The sequence below is a fragment of the Streptomyces sp. NPDC037126 genome, from assembly GCF_055605965.1.
The window spans coordinates 1-26,949 of record NZ_JBVJTD010000033.1 but is presented as its reverse complement, the minus strand read 5'-3'; the positions used below and the strand labels follow the sequence as shown (position 1 = coordinate 26,949).

28 protein-coding genes and 4 pseudogenes are annotated in these 26,949 nt (G+C 69.2%); 14 read left to right on the top strand and 18 right to left on the bottom strand.

Features of this window, described 5'->3' with window-relative positions:
• Positions 1–3 precede the first annotated feature (3 nt).
• Positions 4–219 (top strand): annotated as a pseudogene (locus ACZ7FF_RS40010) (hypothetical protein); the annotation flags it as partial.
• Here the strand turns inward: ACZ7FF_RS40010 and ACZ7FF_RS40005 are convergent.
• Positions 181–522: a hypothetical protein gene (locus ACZ7FF_RS40005; protein WP_470819073.1), complete on the bottom strand. Its 342-nt coding sequence runs from the start codon at positions 520–522 to the stop codon at positions 181–183. The pseudogene ACZ7FF_RS40010 and the gene ACZ7FF_RS40005 overlap by 39 nt on opposite strands.
• 463 nt (positions 523–985) lie before the next feature.
• Here ACZ7FF_RS40005 and ACZ7FF_RS40000 point away from each other — a divergent pair, with 463 nt between their 5' ends.
• Together ACZ7FF_RS40000 and ACZ7FF_RS39995 are read left to right on the top strand one after the other, a co-directional pair.
• Positions 986–1,999, top strand: coding sequence for a hypothetical protein (locus tag ACZ7FF_RS40000; protein WP_470819021.1), 1,014 nt, complete (start codon positions 986–988; stop codon positions 1,997–1,999).
• A 202-nt stretch (positions 2,000–2,201) separates the two neighbouring features.
• Positions 2,202–2,408: a hypothetical protein gene (locus ACZ7FF_RS39995; protein WP_470819019.1), complete on the top strand. Its 207-nt coding sequence runs from the start codon at positions 2,202–2,204 to the stop codon at positions 2,406–2,408.
• A gap of 463 nt (positions 2,409–2,871) precedes the next feature.
• Here ACZ7FF_RS39995 and ACZ7FF_RS39990 read toward each other — a convergent pair whose 3' ends face one another.
• On the bottom strand, positions 2,872–3,228 hold the full coding sequence (locus tag ACZ7FF_RS39990; protein ID WP_470819018.1) for a nucleoside deaminase: 357 nt from the start codon (positions 3,226–3,228) through the stop codon (positions 2,872–2,874).
• A gap of 305 nt (positions 3,229–3,533) precedes the next feature.
• Between ACZ7FF_RS39990 and ACZ7FF_RS39985 the strand changes: the two genes are divergently transcribed.
• The 3 genes from ACZ7FF_RS39985 to ACZ7FF_RS39975 are packed head-to-tail and all read left to right on the top strand — an operon-like array spanning position 3,534 to position 5,046.
• Positions 3,534–3,674, top strand: a complete 141-nt coding sequence (locus ACZ7FF_RS39985; protein ID WP_470819016.1) for a hypothetical protein — start codon at positions 3,534–3,536, stop codon at positions 3,672–3,674.
• Between the two features lie 9 nt (positions 3,675–3,683).
• On the top strand, positions 3,684–4,346 hold the full coding sequence (locus tag ACZ7FF_RS39980) for an FAD-binding oxidoreductase (protein WP_470819014.1): 663 nt from the start codon (positions 3,684–3,686) through the stop codon (positions 4,344–4,346).
• Positions 4,347–4,401: 55 nt separating this feature from the next.
• Entirely contained in the window at positions 4,402–5,046 is a 645-nt protein-coding gene (locus ACZ7FF_RS39975; RefSeq protein ID WP_470819012.1) for a BBE domain-containing protein, read from the top strand.
• Positions 5,047–5,327: 281 nt separating this feature from the next.
• Here ACZ7FF_RS39975 and ACZ7FF_RS39970 read toward each other — a convergent pair whose 3' ends face one another.
• From ACZ7FF_RS39970 to gvpJ, 4 genes are all read right to left on the bottom strand, one after another.
• A complete protein-coding gene (locus tag ACZ7FF_RS39970; protein ID WP_470819011.1) occupies positions 5,328–5,903 on the bottom strand; it encodes a hypothetical protein in 576 nt (191 codons plus the stop codon).
• Between the two features lie 327 nt (positions 5,904–6,230).
• Entirely contained in the window at positions 6,231–6,476 is a 246-nt protein-coding gene (locus tag ACZ7FF_RS39965) for a Smr/MutS family protein (protein WP_470819009.1), read from the bottom strand.
• 1,029 nt (positions 6,477–7,505) lie between these two features.
• On the bottom strand, positions 7,506–8,150 hold the full coding sequence (locus ACZ7FF_RS39960) for a class I SAM-dependent DNA methyltransferase (RefSeq protein WP_470819007.1): 645 nt from the start codon (positions 8,148–8,150) through the stop codon (positions 7,506–7,508).
• Between the two features lie 455 nt (positions 8,151–8,605).
• On the bottom strand, positions 8,606–9,004 hold the full coding sequence (gene gvpJ / locus ACZ7FF_RS39955) for a gas vesicle protein GvpJ (RefSeq protein WP_470819068.1): 399 nt from the start codon (positions 9,002–9,004) through the stop codon (positions 8,606–8,608).
• 238 nt (positions 9,005–9,242) lie between these two features.
• On the opposite strand from gvpJ, the gene ACZ7FF_RS39950 reads away from it, so the two are divergent.
• A complete protein-coding gene (locus ACZ7FF_RS39950; protein ID WP_470819006.1) occupies positions 9,243–9,545 on the top strand; it encodes a hypothetical protein in 303 nt (100 codons plus the stop codon).
• 179 nt (positions 9,546–9,724) lie between these two features.
• Here the strand turns inward: ACZ7FF_RS39950 and ACZ7FF_RS39945 are convergent, their stop codons facing one another.
• Together ACZ7FF_RS39945 and ACZ7FF_RS39940 are read right to left on the bottom strand one after the other, a co-directional pair.
• Entirely contained in the window at positions 9,725–10,162 is a 438-nt protein-coding gene (locus tag ACZ7FF_RS39945) for a hypothetical protein (RefSeq protein WP_470819004.1), read from the bottom strand.
• Between the two features lie 236 nt (positions 10,163–10,398).
• Positions 10,399–11,196: an alpha/beta hydrolase gene (locus ACZ7FF_RS39940; protein WP_470819002.1), complete on the bottom strand. Its 798-nt coding sequence runs from the start codon at positions 11,194–11,196 to the stop codon at positions 10,399–10,401.
• Positions 11,197–11,530: 334 nt separating this feature from the next.
• Here ACZ7FF_RS39940 and ACZ7FF_RS39935 point away from each other — a divergent pair, with 334 nt between their 5' ends.
• Entirely contained in the window at positions 11,531–12,544 is a 1,014-nt protein-coding gene (locus ACZ7FF_RS39935) for an Lrp/AsnC family transcriptional regulator (RefSeq protein ID WP_470819000.1), read from the top strand.
• A gap of 135 nt (positions 12,545–12,679) precedes the next feature.
• On the opposite strand, the gene ACZ7FF_RS39930 is transcribed toward ACZ7FF_RS39935, so the two are convergent.
• The gene (locus tag ACZ7FF_RS39930) at positions 12,680–13,006 is read right to left on the bottom strand and encodes a hypothetical protein (RefSeq protein ID WP_470818998.1); all 327 of its coding nucleotides are present in this window, start codon (positions 13,004–13,006) and stop codon (positions 12,680–12,682) included.
• Between the two features lie 386 nt (positions 13,007–13,392).
• Positions 13,393–13,641 (bottom strand): annotated as a pseudogene (locus ACZ7FF_RS39925) (carbohydrate kinase family protein); the annotation flags it as partial.
• On the opposite strand from ACZ7FF_RS39925, the gene ACZ7FF_RS39920 reads away from it, so the two are divergent.
• Positions 13,640–14,140, top strand: coding sequence for a maleylpyruvate isomerase family mycothiol-dependent enzyme (locus tag ACZ7FF_RS39920; protein ID WP_470818996.1), 501 nt, complete (start codon positions 13,640–13,642; stop codon positions 14,138–14,140). The pseudogene ACZ7FF_RS39925 and the gene ACZ7FF_RS39920 overlap by 2 nt on opposite strands.
• Before the next feature lie 126 nt (positions 14,141–14,266).
• Here the strand turns inward: ACZ7FF_RS39920 and ACZ7FF_RS39915 are convergent.
• Positions 14,267–14,611 (bottom strand): annotated as a pseudogene (locus tag ACZ7FF_RS39915) (GNAT family N-acetyltransferase); the annotation flags it as partial.
• On the opposite strand from ACZ7FF_RS39915, the pseudogene ACZ7FF_RS39910 reads away from it, so the two are divergent.
• Positions 14,611–15,033 (top strand): annotated as a pseudogene (locus ACZ7FF_RS39910) (LysR substrate-binding domain-containing protein); the annotation flags it as partial. The pseudogenes ACZ7FF_RS39915 and ACZ7FF_RS39910 overlap by 1 nt on opposite strands.
• Here the strand turns inward: ACZ7FF_RS39910 and ACZ7FF_RS39905 are convergent.
• From ACZ7FF_RS39905 to ACZ7FF_RS39890, 4 genes are all read right to left on the bottom strand, one after another.
• Positions 14,987–15,517, bottom strand: coding sequence for an SMI1/KNR4 family protein (locus ACZ7FF_RS39905; protein WP_470818994.1), 531 nt, complete (start codon positions 15,515–15,517; stop codon positions 14,987–14,989). The pseudogene ACZ7FF_RS39910 and the gene ACZ7FF_RS39905 sit on opposite strands and share 47 nt — an antisense overlap.
• A 306-nt stretch (positions 15,518–15,823) precedes the next feature.
• The gene (locus tag ACZ7FF_RS39900) at positions 15,824–16,567 is read right to left on the bottom strand and encodes a DUF6585 family protein (protein WP_470818992.1); all 744 of its coding nucleotides are present in this window, start codon (positions 16,565–16,567) and stop codon (positions 15,824–15,826) included.
• A 543-nt stretch (positions 16,568–17,110) separates the two neighbouring features.
• The gene (locus ACZ7FF_RS39895; protein ID WP_470818991.1) at positions 17,111–18,055 is read right to left on the bottom strand and encodes a potassium channel family protein; all 945 of its coding nucleotides are present in this window, start codon (positions 18,053–18,055) and stop codon (positions 17,111–17,113) included.
• A gap of 537 nt (positions 18,056–18,592) precedes the next feature.
• On the bottom strand, positions 18,593–19,045 hold the full coding sequence (locus ACZ7FF_RS39890) for an ATP-binding protein (RefSeq protein ID WP_470819067.1): 453 nt from the start codon (positions 19,043–19,045) through the stop codon (positions 18,593–18,595).
• A gap of 214 nt (positions 19,046–19,259) precedes the next feature.
• Here ACZ7FF_RS39890 and ACZ7FF_RS39885 point away from each other — a divergent pair, with 214 nt between their 5' ends.
• Complete coding sequence (locus tag ACZ7FF_RS39885; protein ID WP_470818989.1) at positions 19,260–19,622, top strand: STAS domain-containing protein; 363 nt, start codon at positions 19,260–19,262, stop codon at positions 19,620–19,622.
• A gap of 345 nt (positions 19,623–19,967) precedes the next feature.
• Here the strand turns inward: ACZ7FF_RS39885 and ACZ7FF_RS39880 are convergent, their stop codons facing one another.
• Together ACZ7FF_RS39880 and ACZ7FF_RS39875 are read right to left on the bottom strand one after the other, a co-directional pair.
• On the bottom strand, positions 19,968–20,141 hold the full coding sequence (locus ACZ7FF_RS39880; RefSeq protein ID WP_470818987.1) for a hypothetical protein: 174 nt from the start codon (positions 20,139–20,141) through the stop codon (positions 19,968–19,970).
• Positions 20,142–20,468: 327 nt separating this feature from the next.
• Positions 20,469–20,657 carry a hypothetical protein gene (locus tag ACZ7FF_RS39875; protein ID WP_470818985.1) on the bottom strand — a complete coding sequence of 63 codons (189 nt, stop codon included), beginning with the start codon at positions 20,655–20,657 and terminating at the stop codon, positions 20,469–20,471.
• Between the two features lie 210 nt (positions 20,658–20,867).
• Between ACZ7FF_RS39875 and ACZ7FF_RS39870 the strand changes: the two genes are divergently transcribed.
• On the top strand, positions 20,868–21,281 hold the full coding sequence (locus tag ACZ7FF_RS39870; RefSeq protein ID WP_470818984.1) for a TraR/DksA family transcriptional regulator: 414 nt from the start codon (positions 20,868–20,870) through the stop codon (positions 21,279–21,281).
• Between the two features lie 234 nt (positions 21,282–21,515).
• On the top strand, positions 21,516–23,435 hold the full coding sequence (locus ACZ7FF_RS39865; protein WP_470818983.1) for a hypothetical protein: 1,920 nt from the start codon (positions 21,516–21,518) through the stop codon (positions 23,433–23,435).
• 320 nt (positions 23,436–23,755) lie between these two features.
• On the opposite strand, the gene rodA is transcribed toward ACZ7FF_RS39865, so the two are convergent.
• Complete coding sequence (rodA, locus tag ACZ7FF_RS39860) at positions 23,756–24,961, bottom strand: rod shape-determining protein RodA (protein ID WP_470818982.1); 1,206 nt, start codon at positions 24,959–24,961, stop codon at positions 23,756–23,758.
• Between the two features lie 807 nt (positions 24,962–25,768).
• Between rodA and ACZ7FF_RS39855 the strand changes: the two genes are divergently transcribed.
• On the top strand, positions 25,769–26,614 hold the full coding sequence (locus ACZ7FF_RS39855; RefSeq protein WP_470818981.1) for a polysaccharide deacetylase family protein: 846 nt from the start codon (positions 25,769–25,771) through the stop codon (positions 26,612–26,614).
• Positions 26,615–26,949: the final 335 nt, after the last annotated feature.

Below are 26,949 nucleotides of genomic sequence, written 5' to 3'. Positions count from 1 at the left end.
GGCATGGCCCCGAAGGCGCTGTTGCGGTATTTTCCAGCTGTTCCCTCAGGCCCTCCACACCTCGACTGGCCGGCCCGTCGCCGCCCGGACCGGGCTGCTCAGCGCGCTCCACTTCACTGGCTCCCCGGCGCCCTGCACCGCTTCACCGGCTGGGCTGCCGACCAGACCGGTGACCGCCTGTCACTCCTGTTCACCCCGTGGGGCGAAGGCCTGGTCCGCTGCGGACCGGGTGCCCTCCTCGCCGAGGGTGATGGTGTCGGCGTCGGTGAGCTGGACCACGTACAGGTGGCGGGTGTCGCAGCGCAGTGACGACGTGTCCGAGCGGTCGGTGGGGTGACTGGTGACCGCTTCGAAGGTGGCCGTCGTGCCGCGCACGGCCCGTAGGGCGAGGGCCTCCGTGCAGCCGACCTCCCGGCCGGTGCCGACCTCGGTGATGTCGCTGACCTGCTTGCCCGCCAGTTCGCCCACGGCGGCGGTGTGCAGGGTGGAGGTCACCTTGAAGGAGCCGGTGCGCGGATGCACTTGGCCGTCGGCGTTCGGGGTTGCCGGGGCCCGTGCCGGTCCACACGCCGGCCCACCCGGCGGAGAGAGCGGGAGCGGAGACGTCGGGCAGAGGCGGGGAGGACGTGGTGCCGTCGCCCCGGGCAGCCGCGTCGAAGGGGTGCAGCAGCAGGATGCCGGTCGCGACGGCGGCGACGGTCAGGGCGCAAGCGGCGGCCATCCAGCGGATGCGGCGGGGGCGGGGAGGTGTGCGGGGCTCGTGATCACCGCCTTGTTGGGGGCGCAGTCGTCAGCCCGGCGCTCTCGGAGTCTGCTCTGCGGGGGCGGTCCCCATCCTCGAGGGTGCCCCGAACGGGCGATCGCACGGCCGTGCCTACCATCGTTTCATAGTGACGGGCCGTCACCTTCTTACGTGTCGATGCACTCGGCACACCTTGCCCCCTCCAAGGAGCGGCCCATGTTCCGACTCTCACGCCCGACGGCTATGGTCACCGCGACCACCACGGGAGCCGCAGCCCTCGCCCTGCTGGCGACGGGCCCCACATCGGCGGCGGTCGCGCCGCCCCTGTCCGACGCGCGTGTCGTGGCGCACTACACCTTCAACAGTCAGGTTCAGCAGACGCCGGAGAACATGGTTCTCGAGCCCGACGGCACTGCGGACATGACGTTTTCCCTGAGTCGGCAGGTCGTCCACGTCACCGATCGCGGGGCCTTCTACCGGGTTCGCGCGACTCTGCCCGCCGTGTCGGAGCCGCACACCCCCATCCTCGGCCAGGCCGCGGTCATGGGAATCGCGCGCGCCGGCGACGGCACCCTCTACGTCAACTACGCCACCGGAACGAGCGAGACCGGTATCTGGCGCATCAGCCCCGGTCGGCCGCCCGTCCAGATCGCGCAGCTTCCGAATCCCACCGAATCGCTCCCCAACGGTCTCGCCCTCGATGAGAAGCGCCGTGTGCTTTACGTGGCCGACACGGTGGGCGCGGTTGTCTGGCGCGTCCCGCAGGCGGGCGGTACACCCAGGGTCTGGGCGTCCGGAGCCGCCCTCAAGCCATCCCCCGGCGCCAGCCTCCCGGCTGGGCCTAACGGCCTCAGGGTCCACAACGGCGACGTGTGGGTGTCCAACACCACCCAGGGGACGCTCCTGCGCATTCCCGCACTCCGGGACGGGTCGGCCGGCAAGGTCCAGACCAGGGCGAGGGGACTCGACTGGATCGACGACTTCGCCTTCACCGGGACCGGCGACACGGTGCTCGCCGCACTGGTCGCAGGGAACGACATCAGTGCCCCACCGAACGGCGACACCGGCAGCGTCGTACTCGTGTCTCCGAACGGCGGCCACAAGACCGTCCTCACCCACCAGGACGGGCTGAGCACCCCGTCTTCCGTGGCGGTGCGCCCCCAGGGACGGCTGGGCAAGACCGTCTACGTGTTGAGTGCGGCCTACTTCAGCAGCCCGCCGGATCCAAACCTCCTCCGAGCCCGCCTCAACTCCTAGGTTTCAGCGACAGGCACGGTGCCGGCGGCTCGGTGGCGACACGCATCCGGTCCCTGCCCCGCGATGCCACAGGCGCTGCGATCGGGGTCTCGTCCCTACCGGGGGGGTAGGCCGCCTTGGCCGCAGCATCCACACCCCCGCTCAACCGGACGCCGGCCGCCCCGATCCCCGGCGCGATCACGGCAGCAGCAGAGGAGGCCCCATGACCGCACCCGCTCTCCCGGCCTCGTATGCCTCCGGCACCCCGGAGCACCCCGCAGCCTTCGGCGGCACCGGCCGCGAGCCGGGAACCTCCGTGCGCCACGAACTGCGCGCAGTCCACGCCCTGGTCCACCGCGACCTCGACCTGCCGCGCCTGGCGGCCCAGGCCACCCACACCGCCCTGACGCTGCTCCAGCCGGCATGCTGATGATGACTGTGCAAGCGCCGTCATCATGGTCGGTATCCGCCTGATCACCGACCGGCAGAGCGGCTACCTGCGCGAACTCCTGATGGCCGCGGTCAGGCGGCACCCTTCTCCTCGGAAGCTGCGCCGGCGGCACCATCGTCTCCACGGTCCAGGGCACCGTCCTGCTCGGCGTGAGCGGCGCCGTCGGCCTGCCATACGCCCCGCTCCTCCCCTGGCCGTGAGCCTCAACCGGCCCGAGATCTTCCACATGCTGCTCGACCTGGTGATGATGCCGCTGCTCTTCCTCTACGGCGGCCTCTTCCCGCCGGAGAACCTGCCGGGCTGGGCCCGCACCCCTCCTGCTGGCCGGCGGCGCCGCGGCACTGCTCTGGGCCGCCCACCGCTTCAGCCGCCCCGAATGACCCCCGGACACGGGCCGGTTGCTGGCGAGGGAGCACGGCGGCACCGGTCTCTGGACCTCATCTCATCGACAGGGACGAGAAGTTCGGCGGCCTGTGCAAAGGCCAACCCCTTGGCCCCTGGCCCGCTCCGGCACCGGGTCGGGAGATCCCTCGGGGCGCGGCACGTACTCCAGGGTGCTCTCGTTCTGGTGTTCCGGCGATATCGACGGTGCCGAGGGGTTCAGGCGCTGGACGGCCTTGCGGATCGTCTCCATCTCGGCGTGGGCGGTGGGATCACCGGTGAGCAGAACACGGTTCTGTCCTCGCGCCACGATTTCGCCGTCGCGGGTGAGTACGGCGCCGAACGGCCCGCCCCAGCCCTCTTCGACGGATTCACGGGCGAGCCGTACCGCTTCGGCCAGGAACTCTTGGTGCCCCATGTCGGACCTCCACTCAGCACAGCCGAGGGAATCTTGCATTTCGGTCTAGTTTGTCCGATAACTCGCTATTGAACTAAAGTACTCCGTATGGGTTCTCGTGCAATCCATGCCACGGGCGGCGGCGCGACCGTAGTGACTTCCCAGACGGTGCGTGAAGGTTGCGAAGACGACTACCAGCGCTGGCAGGAGCGGACGAACCGGGCCGTGAGGGCGTTCGACGGATTCGAGGGGACCGAGATGTACCCCCCGGGCGTGGGCCGTTCATCTCCAATGTGCTGAGCGTCTCGATTCTGACCTGTTTCCTGATGCCCCTGGTGAACCGCGCCTTCGCGTTCTGGCTGACGCCCCGGCGGGCGTGCTCCGCACGGGTCCACGTGGCGGGAGCCGCCCTCGTCGTGCTGGGCTGGGCGGTGTGCATCCTGATCTTCGGGCTGACGAGCGGCTGAGGACCCGTCATGAGCGAGGAGATCGAGGGAGAAGTCGTCCGGCGGGGCGACGCCGCTTATGACGGTACCTGGTCGGCCATGCTGTGGAACGAGCTCAGGCCGCAGCGCTTCCCCGACCTGATCGTCCGCGTCGCCCACGAACGCGACGTCCCGGCCGCCGTCCGGCTGGCCCGCTCCGAGGGGCACCGGATCGCCCTGCGCTCCCACGGGCACAGCTGGTGCGGCTCACCTCTGCGCGACGGCGGCATGTTCATCGACCTCTCCGCACTCGACGCATGCGGGATAGACCCGGCTTCCCGCACCGCCACCCTGCAACCCGCCCTGAGCGGAGGGGAGTTCGTCGCCGCGCTCGCCCCGCACGGTCTCGCCTTCCCGGCCGGCCACTGCGGACCCGTCGCCCTCGGCGGCTATCTGCTCAGCGGCGGCCTCGGCTGGAACGCGGGCGTGCTCGGATCGGCCGCCGCGAGCGTACGGGCCGTCGAGGTGGTCACGGCGGACGGCTCCACCCTCACCTGCAGCAAGACGGAGAACCCCGGCCTCTTCTGGGCCGCCCGCGGCGCCGGACCCGGCTTCTTCGGCGTGGCCACCCGCTTCCATGTGTCGCTCTACGACGCCCGGCGGCGATCGCCGAGACCTCGTACGTCTTCGCGCTGGCCGACGTCGAGCCCGTGACCCGCTGGGCCACCGCAGCGCCGAGCGGCTTCCGGCGAACGTCGAGGCCTCCTTCATGCTCGCGACCGCCTCCGCGCAGGTGGCCACGGCGACGCCGAGACCCAAGGTGATCAGCTTTACGGGCACCGCCTTCGCCCGCACACCGCAGGAGGCCGTCCACTGCCTGGAGCCGCTGCGGGACTGCCCACTGGCCGATCGCGCCCTGTTCCGCAAGACCGACCGGCCCACCACCTTCGAGGCCCTGTACGAGACGTCCTCCGGCCTCTGGCCCCCGGGCCACCGCAATGCCGTGGACACCCTGTGGTCGGACACCGCGTACACCACCCTGCTGCCCGCCCTCGCCGCCGCGGTCGCCCGAGCCCCGTCCGAGCGGTCACTGGTCCTCGCGCCCCTGCGGCCCGCCTCGCGTGAGCGCACCCTCTCCAGCGGCATGGCCTTCTCCGTCCTCGGCGAGACCTACCTCGCCCCCTTCGCGATCTGGGACGACCCGGCCGCGGACGCCGCCAACACGCGCTGGCTGCGCGACACCATGCGCCTCGTCGAGCCGTACGGAACCGGCCACTACATCGCCGAGACCGACCTCACCGCCGACCCGTCCCGGGCCCGGCGCTCGTACACCCCGGCCGGCTGGGAGCGACTGCGGGAACTGAAGGCCGCCTACGACCCGGAGCACGTCTTCCACTCCTACCTCACGCCCTGACACCGGCCGGGGCACACCTCCTGTCCGGTGAGCTCGCAAGGCCGGCCCACGGGCATCCGTTGGCCGAAGGGGCCGTCGGTACCGCTGGTAGACGCAGAATCATCAGGGGAACCCTGCGCCTCCTGCTCCCGCGGCTCCGCCGCGCCCGGCCACGGCGGATCCGGAACACGCCCCGCACGGGCGTCAGATGGGCAGGGCGGCGAGCCAGGCGGCCAGGATCCGGTTCACCGCGAGGCGTTACGGACGTTCGGTCCGCTCGGAAGCGTGGTTCGGGCGGACGGTCACCAGTCGGCGACGGCCTTGGGATCGACCTCACAGTGCGCGATCTCCTCCACGCGCCCGCTGCCGGCAACGGGTATCCGGAGGGTCGTCCTGCCCTTCGCGGGTACCGACACCTGATCGCCCGAGTCCATGAGGGTGAAGCCTTGCCCGTTCTTGAAGGCGACCTTCACGGTGAAGACACCGTCGCGTGAGTTCGGGTTCCTGACCTCGACGGCCGCGTACGGGTCCGCCACGCTCGCGCAGTGTACGAGCACCGCGGTGCCGTCCTTGAGGGGCTGGGCGGCGGCGGAGGGGGGAGCTGTGGGGGCGGAGGGGCGCGTGGTCCGCAATCGGGACGAACCGTCGCCGCTGCCACTGGTACTCGGCGCGGAGTCGTACGTATCGCCGCCGGACGAACCACTGCCGTGCGACGTCGACGAAGTGTCGTGATCCTGGTGGGAGTTGCTGCAGCCGCCCCCGTCGTAACCGTGATGGACCCGGCTCCCGTGGGCATGGCCCGACGAGAATCCGGTCAGGGCCAGCACGATCATCGCCGACATCGCTGTGATCTTGAGTCCTTGCCCCTGTGCACGCATCCCGTCACCCTATCCGTGGCGATCACAGGGGCGAAAACGCTGCCGCACGCGCTCAGTCGTACGCGCTCGGCAGTGCTGTACGAGCCGCTCGAGTTCGACCAGCGCTCAGGTCGACGGGAGAGCCTGGACTACCGGAGAGGTCGGCCGGCAGCTCCAGCATCGGCCGTTAGAGCTCCTCCGGCAGACGGTCCGGGCAGCGCACATGCACAGGTCCACCGGGGCCCCTACCGTGGACCGGTCAGTGGACGCCGACGACGAAGCCCGGTAGTTGATCAGCGACTACGCCGTCACGAGCGCCGGCGGACAAGCGACCGTCACTCGAAACCGTCATTTGAAGTAGACGAGGACCCGCCCCGCGTTGCCGGAGTCGACCTCCCGGCGGACGTACAGCCTTCTGATGTGCTTCTGGTCGAGGAACGCCAGCACACGTTCCTTGAGCCGGCCCGACCCCTTGCCCGGGATGATCTCCACGACCGTCTCACCGGAGTTGTTCGCCCTGAACAGGAATTGCCGCAAGGCGAGTTCGATGTCGCGGTTGTTGCGGAAGATCGGATGGAGATCGAGCGACATCATGCGGGCCTCCTCAAGGCGCGGGACGAACATACACCTTGTGACTGAGGGCCACTGAATTACCTGGAGCGGCCGGAAGGGGGTACCGCCGGGGAAAGGCGTGACGCCGGAGACAGTGCGGTTCGCGGTGCGCCGATCCGTGTACGCCGGGCGGGCGGAGACGGAGCTCGTCCTCGGCGGCGCGCGGGAACGGGCGTTGCTCGCCGTGCTGCTGGTCCGGGCAGGTCGGTCAGCCGGTCGAAGTCCTCGGCGTGCTGGGGGGTTCGAACCCACCCGGTACCGCGCTCAGCACGTCCGTCAGCACGTCGGTTCTCCTGCGCCGCCTACTGTCGCCGGGGCTCCCCGCCCGGGGTGCGGGCCGCTGGCTCCTCAGAGGGCTGCTTATCGATCCCCTGTCCCTGTTGCAGAGCCCCGGCGCCACCGGGATCCTCACCGAGGCACGTGCCCGCGCGGCGTTCGGCACCCTGGACCGCGAGACCTGGCAGTCCTGACGTCTCCCACGCAGCGCTCGGCGCGGGTGTGCCCGCCGCGGTCCTGCCCCGGCTCCGCGCGTCGGCCGCGGACAGCCCGCTGAACGAACCGCTCCTGGCCCGGCTGATGCTCGGCTGCCAGGCATGGGCCGAGGCGCCGCCCGCCTAACGCACCATGGCGTCCCGGCTCGCCGACGAGGCGGGCAATGGATCCCGGAGCCGAATTGCGCGACGCCCACGCGACCTAGGAACGACAACCTCACAGGAGAGCTGACCGCGATTCATCGGTCGGCGCCTGCGCAAGGCCCGGGCGCCGACCCCAACTCAGTTCGCCGACGCTAGACGATATCGATGTTGAAGGTGGAGACACTGCCGTCCGCATGGGTCGGGGTGACCTGCGGGTGTCCACGTCGTTCGTCACAAAACGATCTTGGACACCCTCGTTCTCGTCTCCGCAGGCACCCCTTGGACCGGGCCGGCAGCCCGCCGCCTGACCGTCTCGCGGTGGCTTCGGCCGCCGCCCACCCCGCGCCCTCCGAAGGCATCCCTTGGAATTGATCATCTAGGACTGACGGCGTGCGAAGAGGACCGCACCTGGAACGCTCTCGTCGGGGTCCATCAGCATGTGGGCCTCGACGGTGAACCCGGCATCGCCTAGCCAGGCCGCCACTCGGTCAGGCCGGCGGCGGTGAACGTGGACGTTCATCGGGTGGCCGCCGTAGCCCTGCGTCTTCAGTCTCGACCCGTCGCCGACGTGAAAGCCGAGCAGCAGTGGTCCGCCGGCACGCAATACCCGCCGGAAGTGGCCGAAGACCCCGGGCACTGCTTCGTCGGGGACGTGAATCAACGACCAGAATGCGAGCAGGCCTGCGACTGAGGCATCGGCGAGGTCAAGGTCGGTCATCGAGCCCACCTCGAACCGCAGGCGGGGGTGGTCACGCCGAGCCACGTCGATCATCACGGATGAAAGGTCGATGCCGAAAGCGTCCACACCCAGCTGGTGCAGGTGAGCGGTGACGTGCCCGGGTCCGCAGCCCACGTCCGCCACCGGCCCACCGCCGGCGGCGTGCACCAAGTCGGCGAACAGCGCCAGAGCCGCCCGAAGATACGGCGCCCCGGCCAGGGCCTCGCGTAGTTGGTCGGCATAGCTGACCGCGACCGTGTCGTAGGAGGTCCGGGTGTCTGCCAACCAGCGGTCCGCGTCCATGACTCGACAGAGTAGTGCAGCGATCAGGATGACGAACCAGATCAACTGAGATCAACGACGAATCAGACCAGGTCACTTGAGACAGAGACCGCCTTCGGCTCTTGAAGGACTCCTGCGGCGTCCTTGATGCGGCCAAGGTCGATGAGGCGCCCGGCGAGGGGGTAATTGTTGGGGGGCAGGTGCTGTTCGAGGACGGCGACGGCTTCCTCCGTGCGGCCGACCTCTGCCAGCAGGTCGGAAACGCTCCAGGCCGCGTACAGGTGTCGCCCTCGGGATGCGCCCGCGCCTGCTCCTGCCAGGAGTGAGGCAGGAGAGGCAGGGCGTCACTGAGGTTCGCGGCCCCCTCTCCCCTTGCACGCGAACCGGTCGCCGGGGGCCTGAACCGTTGCAGGGCTTGACCGCGGGAGGAGCAGGCGGGAAGTGCGGACGCTTCCGTAGACGCGGGTGTTCATCCGCTATCCCCCTCTCCTGGGCGTGGCCCGCTTGCCCTGACGCTCCTGGCCGTCTTCGCGCGCCTTCCTGAAAGCATCGGAAATCGTCTCCGCAGCGCTGGACAGGGCTCTCTCTGTCTTGCCGCGGGTGCCGGACTCCGTCATTTCTCCCGTGGGTTGTGTGAGGCCGGCCGGTTTGGAGGGGCCCGCTTCGAGGTCGAGGCGGTTGCACGCCTCGGCGAAGCGGAGGTAGGTGTCGATGCTGGCGACCACGACCCGTACGTCGATCGTCAGTATCTCGAGGCCGAGGAGGGAGACCCGTATGGATGCGTCGATCACCAGCCCGCGGTCGAGAATGAGTTCCAGAACGTCATAAAGGCCGCTGGAACCGCCTCCGCCGCCCCGCTGTGTCGCCATGGTCATTGCGGACCAGCCCCTTGCTGCCTGCCCTGCATGGGTCCTGTCGGCTGAGACTGCCGGCAGCGCGTCGACCTCGCTGGCTTTTGCTGCGAGCAGGCGTCCGAGGGCGAGTAGCCGCCCCGGACGATGGCCAAACACCAGTACGAGATCGACACAGGGGTCGGCCTCTCGTGCCGACCTCACCGTCTTCCTGGGTGCCATCGGACCACCGTGACAGCGTGCATCGGGTTATGTTCGCAGTGTGACCAATGTGGGTGATGAGGACGAGTTGCTGACCGATGTGCGGCGCGCGCTGGAGCGGGCGGGCTTCGATCTTGTTTCGTCCGACAAGGAAATGGACGGGCTGCGGGTGCGTCGGGAGGCGGACGCGGTGGTGGTGACGTGGCAGCCGGCACCGGGGGCTGATGCTGCGCCGCACGCGATAGAGCACGAGGGCATGCGCGCGGCCCTGCGGCACGCGCTCACGGTGATCCTCACCCAGACCGGCCATGCGGTGCGGGTCGATCCCGAACCAGGTGAGGTTCAGATCAGAGTGCTTCCCTGAACCCGCGGTGGGCGGCCTCGGTGAGGGCGCGGTGGGTGGCGATGAGAGCCAGGGTCAGCGTCAGCGGCGCCTTGACACCTTCGGCATCGAGTCTTTGGCGCGGGAGCATACTGAGGGGAGCCCGGAAAGGGGGGCCCTGCCGGGCTCCTTGTGCCCTTGGGCCGGGTTACCAGCTGAGGCTAATTCCATGCGGTACAAAAGACTTGGGTGGAGCCCCAGTTCCCACATGCACGCACCCAGTATCCCGGACCGTCGTATTGATACCCCACTCCCGCGTTCCAGGTTCCTCGCGTGAAGTTGCCACCTCTGGTGACTTTCTGGGTTATTTTCCAGGTCTTACCGCCGTCACGAGAGACGTCGAACCAAACGCCTCCCTCACTGTCCAGGTTGGAGCCTAGATATCCTTCAACCCAGTTGTGTCCGTCAGGGCAGAGGAAGATACGCATGTCGACGTGTGTGTTGCCGAAGCCGGTATTGCGCGTCAAGTCCTTCTTCCACGTGCAGTCGCCGTCCGACCACGCGGAAGCCGAGCCGGTGGATGCGAATATTCCGGCTCCCGTCATCAGCAGTACGGCGAATGGTGCAACAGCGGCCTGTATTGCGCGGCGCAGACGCATATGATCCCCTCCTGTGTGCAGATCGACTTGTGCGGCTCGCTGGGCGCGCGATGCACGGACGTCGTCGGCGTCCGCTGCGGGACTGTGCGACGGGCCGGTTCGAGGATGTCGCTCTGGCATGCACGTTATTGCTGGTCGCGCTGCGAGTGTCAGCTCACCGGCTGGTACTGGGCGGCGTCGACCGGGCGGCACGTCGGCTTCGAGTCGTCGCTGGTCGGTGGAGCGGGGATTCTGCCTCACCTGGGATCGCGGGGCTCTAGATGCTTCTCCAGGAAGGAGATCTCCGCCGCGACGGCCTGTTCGTGCGACTCGAGGAACGGGGCATAGTGACTGCCCCTCAGGTGAACCACTTCGGATTGAGGCGCGTTCCGGGCGGCCCGCACGGCGGGGCCGGGAAGCACGCTCTGGTCCTGGTCGCAGACGACGACCAGCAGAGGGCACCGGATATGGGAGGCATGGCGGCCGGGCCGGTACACGCCGATCTGCAGGGCGATCCGTGCGGCGACCGTCTGCTCCCAGTTCGCATGGCGGCGGTCGGGATCGAGGGCCCGGTCGCCGTCCATGGCGTCTGGCGTGGTGAGCGAGGCGACCGCGCCGCGCGGTCCTGCGGTCGGGACCAGCAGCGGCGGCCGCCCGACAAGGCCCCCAAGCGCGTCCGCGACACCCCGGCCGAACAGACGCAGGGCCGCCGGGGGCGTCATGGAGCGCAGCGCGTGGGGAGCGACTGCGGGGCCGTCGACCAGCGGGGTCTGCGCGATCGCGCAGGCCAGTCGCGGGTGGTCGGCCGCGACACGGAAGACGTGGCCGCCCGCGAGCGAAAAGCCCCAGACCGAGATCCTGTCCGGGTCGACGTCCGGCAGACCGGTCGCGCACTCGATCGCGGCGTGCCAGTCAGCGACCTGCTCGTCGAAACGGACGATCTGGCGCGGTGCGCCTCCGCTCTCCCCGAACCGTCGGTGGTCGAAGGCCAGGACCGCGAAACCGGCGTCGTTGAACCGCGCGGCGAACAGGTCCGAGGCCGGCTCCTTCGTCACCGAGGTTCCGCCGGCCATGATCACGCAGCCGCCGTTCGACCCCGGATAGTGCCAAGCGGCACACGAGGTGTCACCGCTGGCGAAACGTACTTTCTCCCGTTGCTTGAAGGCGCGCACATGACCTCCGTGGTGAATCGTCGTTCTCGGAGTGCTCTGACAGCCGCGGGCCTGCGGCGTCGTCGCACCGCAGGCCCCCTTCGCCGGGCCGCTGGTGGCAGCCCTGGGGGGCCGACGGTCAGCCGATCAGGCCGGGCGGAGTGGATGCCCTCCATACTTGGGGCGCAGTCCCCGAGACGGGCTCCGCACGGCGACGGAATGAGCGAAACTTGCCTTCATGGCGCGCGCATCGACGGATTCCGTACTGAGCCTCATGGATCAGCGGCTGGTGGCCGCGCTGCAGTGCGACGGTCGCCTCAGCGCGGAGCGGGCGGCCCACGTGCTGGGGCTCAGCCCCGCCACCGTTCGCCGCCGCCTGCACGCGCTCGGCGCCGACGGCGCGGTGCGCGTAGTGGTCTCACCGGTCGCGCGACCGCGAGCCGGCGGGTCGGCCGGGGCTCTGTTCCTGCGCATCCGGGTCCTGCGGGGAAAGCTCGACACGATCGTGGCCGCGCTCGCGGCGCGCGAGGACATCCCGTTCATCGACGTCACCACCTCGGGTGACGAGATCTTCGCGGTTGCCCGCACCGAGCCGGGTTCACGCGACCCGCTGGTCTTCCGCCAGCTGCCCTCCACCCAGGCGGTGACGTCCCTGGAGAGCGCCACGATCCTGCACGTCTTCCGGCTCACCTCCGAGTGGCGGCACCAGGTGCTGACCGTGCCCGAGCGCGCGGCGCTGAGCCGGGCCGAGCCGGTCCCCGGGGCGGCGACTTCCGGTGCTCCGGGCCCGTACGGCGTCGACACCGATGCCTTGGAACAGTCCCTCATCGACGCCCTCACCCGCGACGCGCGTCTGAGTGCGGCCGCCCTGGCCGCCCGAACCGGCCACCCGGAGAGCACGGTGCGCCGCCGCCTCGCCCAACTGACCGCCCAGGGCCGCCTGATCACCCAGGTCCTGGTCGATCCGCGCCGCCTCGGGCTCCCCATCGAGGCCAAGCTGCTGCTACACGTGGCCCCCGACCATCTGGCCGCCGCCGGGCAGGCGCTGGCCGACCACCCCTCGGTGCACGGTGCGTTCGCGACGTCGGGACCCTCGAACCTACACGCGGCCGCGTACTTCCCGGACCTGACGGCCCTCTACGGCTTCCTCTCCCGCGACCTGGTCGGCCTTGGGCATCACCCATGTCGAGACGGCCATCGTCAGCCGCGCCGCCAAACGCACTCCCGCGCCGGTCCAGCCGGTGCCAGGTGACCAGGGCCGGGTGAACGCCACGTCGAAGAGCCGCAACTGACACCCACAGTCGATAGCACTGTCCTGACCGAGATGGTTCACCGGCTGGGCTTTGGTACTCCGGGGGCTGGGGCAGACGGCACCCGGGCTGTTTCCTCAGTTGACCAGAATGGACAACACGTCAGCGAAGGACATGGCCGTGTCGCGTTCGAAGCGCGTGGTTTCGCCTCGGAAGGACCGCACCTCCAGCCAGCTCTGCGGCGATGCCGTCGGCAGGACGTCCATGAGCTTCTGGAGGTCGGCCGATCGCTGGACCTTGAACTTCGGTGATGGTCGGTAGTGCGACGGCTGGACGTCGAAGCGCATGTCGACGACGGGATACGGCGATCGTCCCCAGTCGCTGCAGGGGAGCGCGTCGTGTCCGTGGATGCGGGCGTCGACCGGCACCTCGCGGTCTTCATCCCCGATCTCGCAGTTGGACACTGGGAGTCTGTCGCCACCCGCGCCGCCGCTCCCCGGTATGCAGCGCAGGCCCAACCCAGGGCCGGCGAGCAGAACAGCGCGTGATCGAAGGTCCCGACCGGGCTCGGCAACGGCCCCTTGTGGTGGGACAGGCCGTCGAAGGCACGGCCACGCCTGGAGCAGGAACTCCAGGAACCCGGCGACCACCCCGTCCTGGTGGCTGCTGGCTCGCACTGCGAAGCGGACCGCGCCGCGTCCCTGCTCACGTAGCACGAGTACTCGAAGAAGCCCATCGGGTGCTCGGGCGTGGGCGCGCAGCGGTAGACCTGTCGAATCCGTCGACCGGCAGCGGCCATGAATGCGTCGCCCGCCCCCACGGTGTCCCTGACGGGGACCGGGACCGGTGCGATGTCTTGGTGGCCGTGGCGCCACCAGGCCTGGGCGCCGTGCGTTCCCCGCGTGAGAACGACCAGCGACGGGCCGGTGCGGGCCCAGCGGGCTGCCGTACGGTCGGGGCGCTCGTCCGGGTGGAGCCAGGCCAGGTCCTCTTCGCTTGCCTTCACCACGTCGCTGAGGGCGACGAGTTGTTCCACGTGTGCACGCTCCTGCTGCGCGGAGCGGAGCAGTGCGGGCCTCAGGTTCGGGTCGTAGGAAATGGTGGCCGAGGTGCGCAGGGCGTGCAGGGCGCGCAGGATCTGGTCGGCTCCCGGGCTCAGGGCACTGGCGATGGATCCGGTGTGGGCGTGGGCGGGCGGGCCGGCGCGCAGTGCTTCTTCGACGACCCCGGCCCTGATGGGGCCCCTTCGTCTGATGGAAACCTGGGCACACGAGCAGGACATCTTCGATGCTGTGGGCGTGGCGCACCGCCCGACGGATCGACTGCAGCATGTGGCGTCGCTGGGGGTGTTGGGACGGGCACTGTCCTTCGCCGCCGTCGGACTGGCTGAGCCGGCGGACCCCTTCCGCGTCGAGCTGACAGCACCTGGCGGAGGGACCTGGGTGTGGGGCCCCGAGGCTGCCGCGCAACGGGTACAGGGCGATGCCATCGACTTCTGCCTGTGTGTCACCCGCCGTCGCCCCTGGTCCGAGACCAACATGACGGCGACCGGCGAGGACGCCCAGAAGTGGCTGGAGGTGGCGCGCGTCTTCCTCTGAGAGAGCGGTACGTGTTCCTGGGTTCGGTTCGCCGTTGTGTGTGGTTGAGGCGCAGTGATCAGTTGCTCGGGGCGATCCGATACGGGGGTGCCGGGCGACGGAACCCAGGGGGCGGGAACCGCTCTCGGACGATGGTTGCCACTCCCGCCTGATCAGCCCGGAGACCCACGAGTCGGAGACCTCGCCGTTGACGACGCAGTCCTCCCGCAACGTCCCTTCACGCACGAAGCCGAGCTTCACCAGCACGGGGGCGGAAGCCACGTTGCGCGTATCGGTCTCAGCCTGGACGCGATTGAGGTCCAGCGTGTCGAACGCCCACCGCAGCAGAGAGCGCGCGGCCTCCGTCGCGTAGCCGTGGCCCCACGCCGCATCGTCGAAGCAGTAGCCGAGCGCCGCGCTGCGGTAGTCCCGATTCCACCTGCTCAGGCTGCACCAGCCGAGGAACGCCCCGTCGGAGACACGATCCCCCGCTGTTCACCGAGTCCCTCAGCCTCGTCACCGGAACTCCGCGCGCCCGAGCGACGTCCGAACCCCTACCGGTTCGGGCCCTCAGGGTCGAGCAACTCGCCCTGCTCAGTGACGACTTCGCCACCCGAAGCCACATCGACTCCTACTTCACCCGCCACCGGGCCACCCCCCGCATCGCGGTCGAGGCCAACTCCATCCAGGCCCTCACCGAAATCGTCCGACGTACCGGCCTGGCCACCGTCCTGCCCGATGCCATCACCCACGACCATCCCCACCTCACCCCCATCCCCCTCGACCCGCCGCTGCCTACCCGCACCGTCACCCTCCTGCACCGTGAGGGCGCCTATCGCAGCGCCGCCACCCGCGCCTTCACCCGGCTCACCCACGACCTCGTCCGCACCCGCGACTACACACCGCCCCGTTGAACCACCCGCCCTCCAAGGACTGTCCGGCAATAGATCTTGCGGCGCACCGGCTCTGCCGGACCGGCCAATCGGCGGTCTGGCTAGGAGACTTGGAACCTGATGTGGAGGCGGCGACGCCGAGGATCGCGCGGTGAACGCCGACACCCCAGAGCCAGCAGTCGCGCAGGACGTTCCAGCGCCGCAGACCGGGCACGAGCGCGAACAGATCACCGTTGCCCGCGTCCGCGAAGAAGAGCAGCGGGTCGAACGGCATGTCGAGCGTGGCGAGTTCGCTGCTGCCCTCGCGAAGGGTCCGGTTCTCGGAGGCGATCCGCTCGGCCGACCAGATCAGCCCGGCCCCGTACTCGCCCTCGATGCTGTCGCTTTCGCGGAGCAGCGCGACCGGGTCAGCGGTCAGCGGATGCCCGAGCGACGAGGCGCAGCGGAGCAGCGCCGACTCCGAAGCTGGGGCCGGGAGACCGTGGGCCAGGAAGGCTCCTGACAAGCTCGATCCACACAGTTGCCTTGGCCTCCACAAGACGCACCGGTGATCGAGTCAGCAGGCATCGGCGTGAGCCGAGGGCGACCGCCCTAACGGCGCGCGCCGGATCACGGAGCGGAGGATACGGCCCCGCCGGTGCCACCCTGACGCTGCGCCGAACCAGTACGGGACAGCACTTCGGCCTGGACATTCACAGCCCAATTGCCCGGTCAGCAGTTCGATCAGCGCAGGCGGTGTTCCGGTCGTAACCCCCTGGTCCACGGGCGAAGGAAGGCGAACGGCGCAGGCGGCTCGTCATGCCGCCGGATCTCAGGACTGCCCGTGCAGGCTCTGGGCGACCGTACGGAACAGGTGCAGGTTCGTGATGTCTTTGGCCAGGTGGTTGGACCAACGGACGGGGGCACCCGCGGAGTCGAGGGTCATGACGCGGACCAGTCCGCCCTCGACACGGATCTCCCGAACCTTCGGCCAGGGCAGGCTGCCCTGGCCGCGGGCGTGCACGGCGGTGCGGGAGAGCGAGAGCGCTCCGAACGTCACCGTGCCGCCCTCGCGCAGCGTCTCGAGCACGGCCGGTCTCTGCGCCCGCGCCACTGCCTCTTGCATCCGGGGACCCCAGACTTCGGGATCCTCGTAGAACTCCGTGATCCGCACCGCCCCCTGACCGGGGGCACTTGCCGAGTAGACGTACTTGGTCGGCGCGGGGCGGCCGTTGATGATCAGCTGGATGATTTCCTGCTGGAGGCGCAGGGAGTCCCAGCGCAGGGCGACCGGGTCGCCACCGGCCGGCGGGTGCGCGACCAGCCCCTCCTCGAAAAGATGCAGCCGCTGGGCAGCTCGCTTCCGGCTGAAGTCGGGGAAGCGACGCATCCAGAACCAGTAGTACAGCAGCCCGGGGACCAGGAAGAACGGCATGAGCATGAGGCAGTTGAAAACATGGGCCGCGTACACCGCACGACGCAGGCGCTTCGGCGGGAACACGCTCTGGAGTGCTCCCAGGCGATGGCTGGCGGCCAGGTCGACGACCGCGGGCGACGTGGGGGTGGGTGGAGTCATGAGGACGAGCCTCTGGGCCGCTCCCCTACGTGACAACCGTGGATCTACGTAGATCGATTACGTATCTTCCACGCCGGCCGCCGACCGGCCTCGTGGCCGCGCCGGTCGACCCCATGGCCAGACCGTGTGCGCGGGTGTTGTTTCTGCGCGAGCGCCTCTGCCCAAGGCCCTCGGCCGCGCTGTGCAGGAAGCGGCTAATCGGTCGCGCAGGCCGCAAGGAACGTCAGCCTGTGATGAGGCCGTGCCGCTCGGTTGCGCCAGGGCTCGCCCAGTCCCTGGAGTCGGCTCCCCCGGGCAGACTTCCCGACCAGGGGGAACCTAAGCCGGGTCGGCGCCTCTGAGGAACGCCGGAACCCCGCCTGTCCGCGGGTGTTCCCACGCTGCCCGCGTCCCATGCACGATTTACGGAAATCGCATCCGCCTCGTATCCGCTCGGTGCAGATCCGCCCGGTGGGAAACGACTCCGTGCTCACGCGCTCTGGCCATCCGATGTCGACGGCGGATGCGCATCGATGCGCACCTCCTCCCGTCCGCCGACTTCGCCTATTCGTCTTCGATGGGGCGCAGAGCGCCGGGGTCACCAAAGACGATCATGGTGTCACCGGCCCGCACGGCGGTATCGGGATCGGGGTTGGGCTCCAGGGCGCCGTCGGCGCGGCGGATCAGCAGCGGGAGCGCTCCGCCACAGGCCTGTCGCAGAGGCCGCCCCAGGAGTCGGGAGCCTGCGTCGATGCGGATCTCCTCGATCCGGAAGTCGGAGGTTCCGGGCCGGGTGAACTCGAGAAAGTCCACCACGTGTGGGCGGACCGCCAGCAGGGCCATACGTCGGCCGCTGGTGATGTAGGGAGAAACCACGCTGCTCGCTCCGGCGTGGGTGAGTCGTACGGCCGACGCCGCCTCCGAGGCGCGGGAGACGATGGCGAGAGACGGATTGAGGGAGTGGGCGATCAAGGTGATGTATACGTTTTCGGCGTCGGAGTCGACGGCGCAGACCAGCCCGCGGGCGTGATCGATGCCCGCGCGGCGCAGTACCTGTTCAGCGGCGGCGTTGCCGATCACGTAGGGCACATGATCACGCTGCAGCGTCTCTTCCAGCGCGGACTTGTTCTCGATCACCACGAATGGGATGCTCTCGGCCTCGAATTCGCGGGCCACTGCCTGGCCGACCCGGCCATAGGCGCAGACGATGAAATGGTTGCGCAACGCGTCGATGCGATGCTGCATGCGCCGCTTCCTTCCCGCAGGCCCGAATCGTCCCTCCACCAGTGCCGTGCCGATCAGCCCCAGCGCAGCGACGAAGACCGCGACACCCACCACCGCCAGCGCGGCGGTGAAGAGCTTGCCGCCCTCGGTGAGCCGGTCGGCGCCGGAGAACCCCTCCGTGGTCAGCGTCATCACCGTCATGTAGACGGCGTCCGGCAGCGAGAACCCGAACAGCGCATAGCCGCCGACGCCGCATGCGAGCAGCGCCAGAAGCGCGAACGCCACCAGGAGCACCCGCCGCCCTATACCGCGTGGCGGCCACACAACATCTCCTGCCCCTTGCCTGTCTCTCTCAGTGTCCTTACCGGGCATCTCGGAGCAACACGGCGCGTGAGGCCCTGGCGGGACGATGACCGAGGAAGCCGGCGTCATCGCCGTCCACACCGTCCTCACCGACGATCGGGTCTGCGGGTGTCGCAGCAGGTCAGCAGGCAGGACCTCGCACCCAGCCACACAATGGAAACGCTCGCATGGGAAGGCGTGCTCGGTGCTCACTCCTCAGCTCCGGGCCGCCTGCCCCTTGGGGCCCTGCCTGGCTCACGGCCGACCTCGCCCCTCGATGCTGGACGGCCCCGGGCCGGGGCCGAAGGCCGGCGCTCAGCAACGCGCTCCCCCGCGCTCCCGACAGGTGATCGTGGTGCAGCCCTACTCCGCCGGACGAACAGCCGACGGCACTGGGCCGATGGAGCCGTCCGACGTGTTCGACGTGTTCCGCGACTAGGCGTCCCGACCCCTCCCGAGGCGACCGGGCGGGAGGGTCGACTACCGGGTGCCTGAGCTGTCGTCGCCGAGCGGCTCATCTGCCAGGGCCAACCGGGCGGTGATGCGTTTGCCGACCGGCTCCCGCATCGCCGCGAACCCTTCACAGACAGCCATCACGATCTCCAGTCCGTGCTGCCCCACCCGGCCCGCATCAGCGGCCCGGGCCACCGGCAGCACCGGGTCGGAATCCCACACCTGGACCTCCACCTGATCACCGGCGATCCGCAGATCCAGCAGAATCGGCCCGACGGCGTACTTCTGCGCGTTGGTGACCAGCTCGCTCACCACCAACTGCGTCACCTCCACCGCCTGCTGCGAGACCGCGACGCCGTGCTCGGCGCGCACCCGCGTCAGGAACCCGGCGGCCAGGTGACGGGCCTCGGCGATGCAGGGTCCCTGCCCGTCCAGAGCCACCGCGGCGCCCAAGGGAGCGTCGTCACAGGGGGACGTCATGCTGTCCCCGACCGAATAAACCCGTTCCATCCGTGCCACCCCTACCGCCTCATGCTTCCCACGCGACTGCCCGCGATCGGCCCGTGCAACCCACGTAGAAGTGAAATGGACTGTTGGCTATGCCATCCATCGGCGTAGCCCCATAGGATGCCGGGCATCGTTCCGGGCGAAACGCCAGGTCGTACGTGTTGTCGAGAAGGCTGAGGAAGACGTGGTGGAGTCCGAGAACGCGCGCCGGCCCGAACCACTGAAGGTCGTGACCACCTCCACGGACGGCGTCACCGTGGTGACCGTGACCGGCGAGATCGACCACTCCAGCGCCGCCCCCCTCATCCAGGCCCTGGACCTTGACGGGCTGGGCGAGCGGCCCCGGGTCGTCGTAGACATGCGGCACGTGACATTCATGGACTCAAGCGGTATCAACGTCCTGCTCACCGCCCACCGGGACCTCACCCCGGCAGGCGGATGGCTGCGCCTGGCCGGCGCGCAGGACTCCGTGGCGCGCACTCTCGAACTCGTTGGCGTCGACGAGGTCATCCCCTGCTATCCCAGCCTCCGCGACGCCCTCGCCGCCTGACGGCAGGCACTCCCGCAACTGCCGCTTCAACAGCCAATCGGCGCCCGACGGCGCACCCAGGGCAGCGGGGACCCCCACCCCCCGCAGCACCCATCCCACCAGTGCACCGTGTACCCCGGGTCGGCCAGTACACCCATGCCTGATGGTGGCCTCCGTGGCCCATGCCATCGCTGGTTGGCCGCATCCTCAGTGCAGTCCCCTGGCCCGGTCCTCGACGGATCCGTGCCCCTGCCCCCCATCTCGCACCGCGGCGCCTTGAATCAATCGGGGTGTGCGCGACACAGCGCTCCCCCTCCCAGATGAGGAGGGGGGACGCTGGTTTATGTGCACCGATATCAAAATCTGTCAGTGCTTGAAGGAATCCCTGGTCTGCTCTTTCGCGCCGCGCATCTTGCCCCGCGTTTCGAGAGCGGCGCCCTTTGCTGCGAGGGTTTCCTTGTGCATCGCGTGGGCCGCCTTCCGCACGGTCTTTCCGACGACCTGCTCGGCCATAGCCTTGGCCCGTTCTGCGGTACTCATCTCAGTACCTCCACGCATTCTCAGTGGCCGTCTGCCCCTGCATCACGGGGTAAAACTTGCCCGAAGGCGTCACGGGCTGCGGCATCGGCCGCCTCGGCGTTTCAGGTTCGTCGTCGTCCATGACCGATGGCCACCTTGGAACCGTCGAGTCCTGTGCGGCAGCGAGTACCGAATCCCTGCTGCAGCCGCCGACAACCGCCCTCGACGCGAGTCCTTGATGCGGTCGCGCCATCGGCTGTGGGTAGGCGACCGACGTCCGTCGTCGCCGTCAAACCTGGACCAGCCTCGCAGGACGTCGAGAGTTGCGGTTGGGCATGGCCGGCAGGACTATGGCTGGTCGCCTTCTTCCTCCCGCTTCTCTTCCAAGCGGTGTCTCATCCGTTCGACGGTCTCGGGGGAGATCTCTCCGCCTGACGCCGGTACCAGATCGTCAGGGTCGAATGGCAGATCCTTTCGCACCTTGCCGCTCTTCGTGCTGTCGTCGGCCTCAGGCTCCTTGTCAGGCGAATTGCGCATCCGTGTCACCTCGCCACCTCGACCACTAAGCCTTGTACCAGCAGTTTCCGTTCGGCAGCTAGCGGACGTCAATCGGATCCCCGCGTAACGGGCCCATGGCTCACGGTGCTGATCCGAGCCGGTCCAGTAGGGGCGAACGCCCCAAGGCCCAGCCGCACGACGCCCCAGGGGCGGGGGGAATCCTGAACTGCTTGGCGACGTTGTCGAGGCATGCGCGATGCACCTCCCGACGGCCATGACGAGCCCGCCGCGTCCGCCTTCTCGACCGCCCGCGCGCGCCTCGCGGCGGACCGCGCCGACACCCTCGCCCAGGCGGCTGCGCTGAACCGCGACTTCGATGGGATCGTCGCTGCGAACGCCCTGATCTCGGTCGACGACGAGCACGACCCCGAGGGAGGCACCACCGCCTTCGAGCGGGCTCACGTGGCCTCCCAGATGACGCGAGCGCGCGAGCATCTGGAAGAGATAGATCGGGCGCTGGAACGGCTCGAACGAGGACAGTACGGCCAGTGCGAAGCCTGCGGAGGGCCGATTCCACCCGAACGCCTGGAGATCCGTCCGGCGGCGACCACCTGTGTCCGCTGCGCGCAGTCCAACCCGCGCCAGCCGCCGCACACCGCCTGACGTCGGCCCGTAGCCGGGGCATCGGTCGAACCGGTACAGCGTCCACCGCGCAACCCGTCGATGAACGCGCCCAGCGCCGGCTCTGCGCCCAGCGCCGCACCAGCCGACATTCGCCCCACGGTCGGACAGCGCAGACCGGGTTCGGGCTGTCATGCGCAACTCACCAACCCGGTTCCGCCTGAGCGGAGGGGCCTGGCCTTGTCCCCACCGCCGGCCGGCGGAGATCATGATCGCGTGCAGCGCCAAGAGGAACTCCACGAACTACTCGCACGCGCCGGGCTCACGGTCCTCGATGACGTGCGCCCGGGCAGCCTGTTCCCGGCGGAGGCCGGCTGGCGAATCGCGCGGGGGATCGCGGCGCCCGATGGCGCGGCCCGGGACGTGCTGGACGCCGCGTGGTGGCGCCGCCTTACGGACGGCGGTGGGGAGTTCCTGGTGGCCGTCATCGGACATCGGATCGGCGGCAACGATGCCTGGTGGACCCGGGTCAGGTACGTCGGCGACGGTGTGCCGGGGCTGAACGGAGACCCCGGGTTCGTGGCGCTCTCGCTCAACGGGCAGGTGTTGCTGGCGGAGGTGCCCGGCGCGGACGGGCCACGGGTGACGGCCCTCGACCGGCTTCCGGAGCGGCTCGAGGAGACCGCCGCGGCCGCCGGGCGCGAGACGGGGGTCGAACGCGCCGAAGTATGGGCCTCGGTACCTGGCCGGTCGGCGTGGCCTCTGCACTGGGCGGAGGCGATCGGGTCCAATCCGGCCGCGACGGACGAGCTGCTGATCCGGCTGCTGGATGTGGCGGAGGGCTTCCTCCACGGATGTGACCGGCCCGCCGTCCTCGACGCCGCCGTGGCGCACCCCGATCCGCGTGTGCGGTCGAGGCCCGCCGACACCTTTCGGCCCAAGCTCACGTCCGATCAATGGATACGCCTGATCCGCGCCGAACCCTCCCCGCGACGGCGCGTGCTCTGGGCGGAGCATGCCTGCGCCAGGGGCGTCCAACTCCCTTCGGACCTGTACGACGACCTGCTCGCCGGACCATCCCGTGCCCTGGCCGCCGAACTCCCTGGGCTCCCCGCACACCACCTCCCCAGCCTCGCGGCCGACACCGATCCCCGAGTGCGGGCGGCTGCATGCGACCGGTGGGAGGACCTTGCCGTGCCACTGCGGGAGCGACTGCTCGCCGACACCGACGACGCCGTACGAACGGCGGCACTGCTCGCCCACCACACCGGCATCCCCATGCCCCGCGAAGTCTTCGCCGCGCTGCCCGCCCGTACCCGAGCCCTCGAACAGTGCTGTCTCGCACCCGAGTTGGAGGCCGAGCTGATCCGCGACGGGAACACGGAGGTACGCCGGGCGCTGGCCGGCAACCCAGGCCTCGGCACGCACGGCATCGCCCTCCTGGCGGAGGATCCGCACAACGACGTCCGCTCTGCGATAGCGCTGCGCCCCGACCTCACCGAGGAACAACGCGCCACGGTGCGCTACGACTTCGACCCGACTTCGATGTCGCACACACTGTCCTGGGTCGAGGACCTGCACAGCGACACCGACGCGATGCGCCGCCTCTCCGCGTCGTCCCACCCACTCATCCGCCGCAGCGTGGCCCGTGCCCGGCATCTCCCACCGGACGTCGTGGAGCGTCTGGCGCAGGACGAGGACCGGGTGGTCTGCTTGTTCCTTGCCGAGTCGTGCCACGACGCTCCGGCCGACATGCTGCTGAAGGTCTGGCGTTGGTGGGACGGCAGCTTCAGTCACCCCGGCCGTCCGCGCAGCCACCCCAACTTCCCCCGTGCGGGCTTGTTGCGCTACGCCGACGACCCCAGCGGACGGATGCGCCGTCTGGCCCTGGACGATCCGGAGTCCACCCCGGCCGACGTCGCGCGCCTCGCCCGGGACCCCGAAACCGAGGTGCGCCACCGCGCGGCCGAGGACCCCCGCCTGTCGCCTGCCGACGCGGTGCGGTTGCTGAACGACCCGTCGGCCCAAGTCCGCGAGACCGCGATGCGCCATCCGGGGCTGCCGGCCCGCGTCCTGCCCGGGCTGCTGCACGACCGCGACACGGCAGGTGCGGCGGTCACCAATCCAGCGATCCCGGTCCCCGTCCTGCACCGCATCCTGGCCGCGGCAGCGGCAGCGGTGGCCGCCCGACGATGAACACCGACACCCAGCGCCGAGGCTGAGAATCACCGGGCCACTGAGCAAAAGTGGGCCAGGCTGCTGGCCCACTCCCGGGGCGGCCACCGGATCACGGCGTACCGCAGTCGCGCCAACGCCCCCTGCAGGGGACATGGTCCAGCGAGGCCCGCCCCCATCCTGTCCGGGCGGCCCACTCGGTTCAGCCGCCGCACGAGCCATGTCGTACGTAACCGGTGGTCGGAATGCGGCCATTGTCCGAGCCGATGCTCACCACAGCAGCTCGGGCTCCCGCCGAGCCGCGCAGCTGAGCCGAAGCCGGACGGCTGCAGGGCGTCCGGTCACGGCCTCGTCTGCTGCACCCGGACGGACTGCAACAGGCCGATCGCCACCCACACCGCGAACATCGAGGAACCGCCGTAGGAGACGAACGGCAGCGGAATGCCCGCCACCGGCATGATGCCGAGCGACATGCCGATGTTCTCGAAGGACTGGAACGAGAACCAGGCGACGATGCCGGAGGCGATGATCGTGCCGTACAGCTCGGTCGTCTCGCGAGCGATCCGGCAGGCGCGCCACAGGATCACCCCCATCAGGGCGATGATCAGGATCCCGCCCACGAAGCCCAGTTCCTCGCCGGCGACCGTGTATACGAAGTCGGTCTGCTGCTCCGGGACGAACTGACCGGTGGTCTGGGCGCCGTGGAACAAGCCCTCGCCCGTGAGACCGCCGGAACCGATCGCGATGCGGGCCTGGTTGGTGTTGTAGCCGACGCCGGAAGGGTCCAGGCTCGGGTCGGCGAAGGCGGCGAAGCGGTTGATCTGATACTGGTCAAGCAGATGCAGCTGCCATACCGCCACGGCTCCCAGGACACCGACGCCGAGCAGACCGAAGATCCAACGGTTGGAGGCGCCGGAGGCCAGCAGCACACCCAGGATCGTGACCGTCATGACCATCGTCGAGCCGAGGTCAGGCATCATCATGACGACCATCATCGGCACGGCGGCCAGACCCAGGGCCTGGATCACACTGCGGCCGTCCGGGTACTTCTTGTCAGCCGCGTCGACTTGGGCCGCGAGGACGAGGGCCATGCCCAGGATGATGGTGACCTTCACGAACTCCGAGGGCTGCAGCGAGAATCCGCCACCCAGGACGATCCAGTTGCGGTTGCCGTTGATGGTGGCACCGAGCGGGGTGAGGACCAGCAGCACCCCGAGGACCGAGAGGCCGTAGAGAACCGGCACCGCGTTGCGCAGGGCGCAGTGGCCCAGCCAGACCGTACCGATCATCAGGACGAGCCCGATGCCGAGGTTCATCAGGTGCCGCACGAAGAAGTAGTAGGGGTCGCCCTGATTGATCGCGGTGCGGTTCCGGGTGGCGGAGTACACCAGGAGCGAGCCGATGAACGACAGGGCAAGGGCGGCCAGCAGTATCGGCCAGTCGAGTCGGCGGATCACGGAGTCGCGCGCGAGGAACCGCATCCAGGCGGGGCGCTCGGGGCCGTAGCCCGAGACGGTGAAGCTGTTCGTACGAGTCGTACGAGTCATGTGCGCGTCCTCCGGCTTCCCGCGCCTTCGCGGATGCCTGCGGGTCGTACGGTCGGCTCTGATCGCCGAGCTTCCTCACCTTCTCTTGGAGGCGGCCAGCCAGATGCAGCTGGAAGACGCCGTCCGGATCCGGAAAGGGAAGCACGCTGTGCGCGATCATAGCTGCATGATTGCGCAATAGAGCAACAACAGACCGAGGGGCCCCACGCAACTTCGACGGGTGTCTCGTTCCTACGGCCCACCACGCGTCGGCCGGGCGCCGGCCTCGTTCGAGAGCGCGGACGGGTGGTCGGGGCGGAACGGCCAGCCAGCCCGGAGGCGATCCGCTCCCCCGGATGGCGTACCCGGCGCGAATAGCGCGGCACGCACCGCGCCACTGCTGTCGTCGACCCGCCGCCCGCGCCCGCGTCGTATCCGGCAAGGTGTCCTTCAGCCGGTTCGTCCAGGCTCAGCGCAGCGTGGAGGTGTACTGACTCCTGCTGTCGCCGTGGGACTTGTCGCCGTGAGTGCCCGTCAACCAAGGTCGGCGTGTACACGCTCCGGAACCTGGCGAGGCACCTACCGCTCCTACAGCGAGCGCTGCAGAGCACCTCGGGCGCCAAGAGGCTGCGCGTGATTCCTTCGCCCGCCGCACCGGCCGCCTCCTGCCGGGCGTTGGCCGTGATGACCCGCAGATGCCGGGATGGTCTCGGTCTTCGCCATATTCTCACCCTCCGCTGAACTTCGCCTTTCATGCCCCGGTTACCTTCCCAGCAGAGTCAGGATCAGCTTTGCAGTCAGGAGACCGGTGCGGTGAGGCGAGGCAACATGGGGCGCAGGTTCTACGCCCCGCTGGCCGGCGGGCTCCTGGCCCTGTCCGTAGGCGGCTGTGGCACGAGCGGTGGGCACCCAACTGGCCAGGCGTCCGCCACCGCCGGCGGCAGGCCCGGGACGGCGTCGCACGTCGCGACTAGGCCTGCCGCCTGGCGGAAGTGGGGCCTCACACCGCTGCCCGCGACTCCCGAGCCCCCGGCGGACAAACCCATCAAGCTGTCCGCGACCGGCCCCGTTCCGGTCTTCACACACGTACCGACATCCCAGAGGGTCGTCTTCATCACCGTGGACGACGGACTGGAGAAGGACCCCAAGTTCATCGAGATGATGCGGGACCTGAAGGTCCCGATCACGATGTTCCTGATGAACGACGCCATCAAGTCGGACTACGGGTACTTCAAACCACTGCAGGCGATAGGCAACCACATCCAGAACCACACCCTGCACCATCCCGCGATGAACACCATCCCACTGGTCCGCCAGAAGCAAGAGGTGTGTGGGGACCAGAAGATCCTCACCCAGCAGTACGGCACTGCCCCGTTCCTCTTCAGGCCGCCCTACGGGGCGTACAACAACGACACCAAGATCGCTGTGGCAGCGTGCGGGCCGCGAGCGATCGTCTGGTGGCGCGAGTCCATGCAGATACGCAATATCCAGTACCAAGAGCCAGGCAAGAAGTTGCGTCCCGGCGACATCATCCTCGCCCATTTCCGCGGCCCCGCGGAGCTCAAGGGGGCCACCATGACAGAGATGTTCGCGAATCTGCTCAAGCACATCCAGGAACAGGGCTTCGCGGTGGCCCGCTTGGAGGACTACATACAGCCGCCGACCGGACACTGAACCGACCAAAGATCAGTGGGTTTCGCCGCCGTGGCCCTCTTTCGACCTCCGGTACACGAGTTCGCGCGGTACGCGCCGCGGACGGCTTCATCGGGCCGGAACCTCGCCCGGCATTTGCCCATCTGATCTGACGGAAGACGGATCCCGTAGTTCTGCGAGAGACCTTGAACCCGGGCCCGATCGGGCATCCGGCGACATTGCGCCCTCTAGGACGGTGTCTTGAGGAGAGAGGTTCACTCTCCACCGGAAAGTCGGGTCAAAGGCCAAGGAAAGCCCCGGGCAAGACCTCGCAACAGAGCGAGCGTCCGGCACGGGCGGAGAACGCAGGCAGGAAG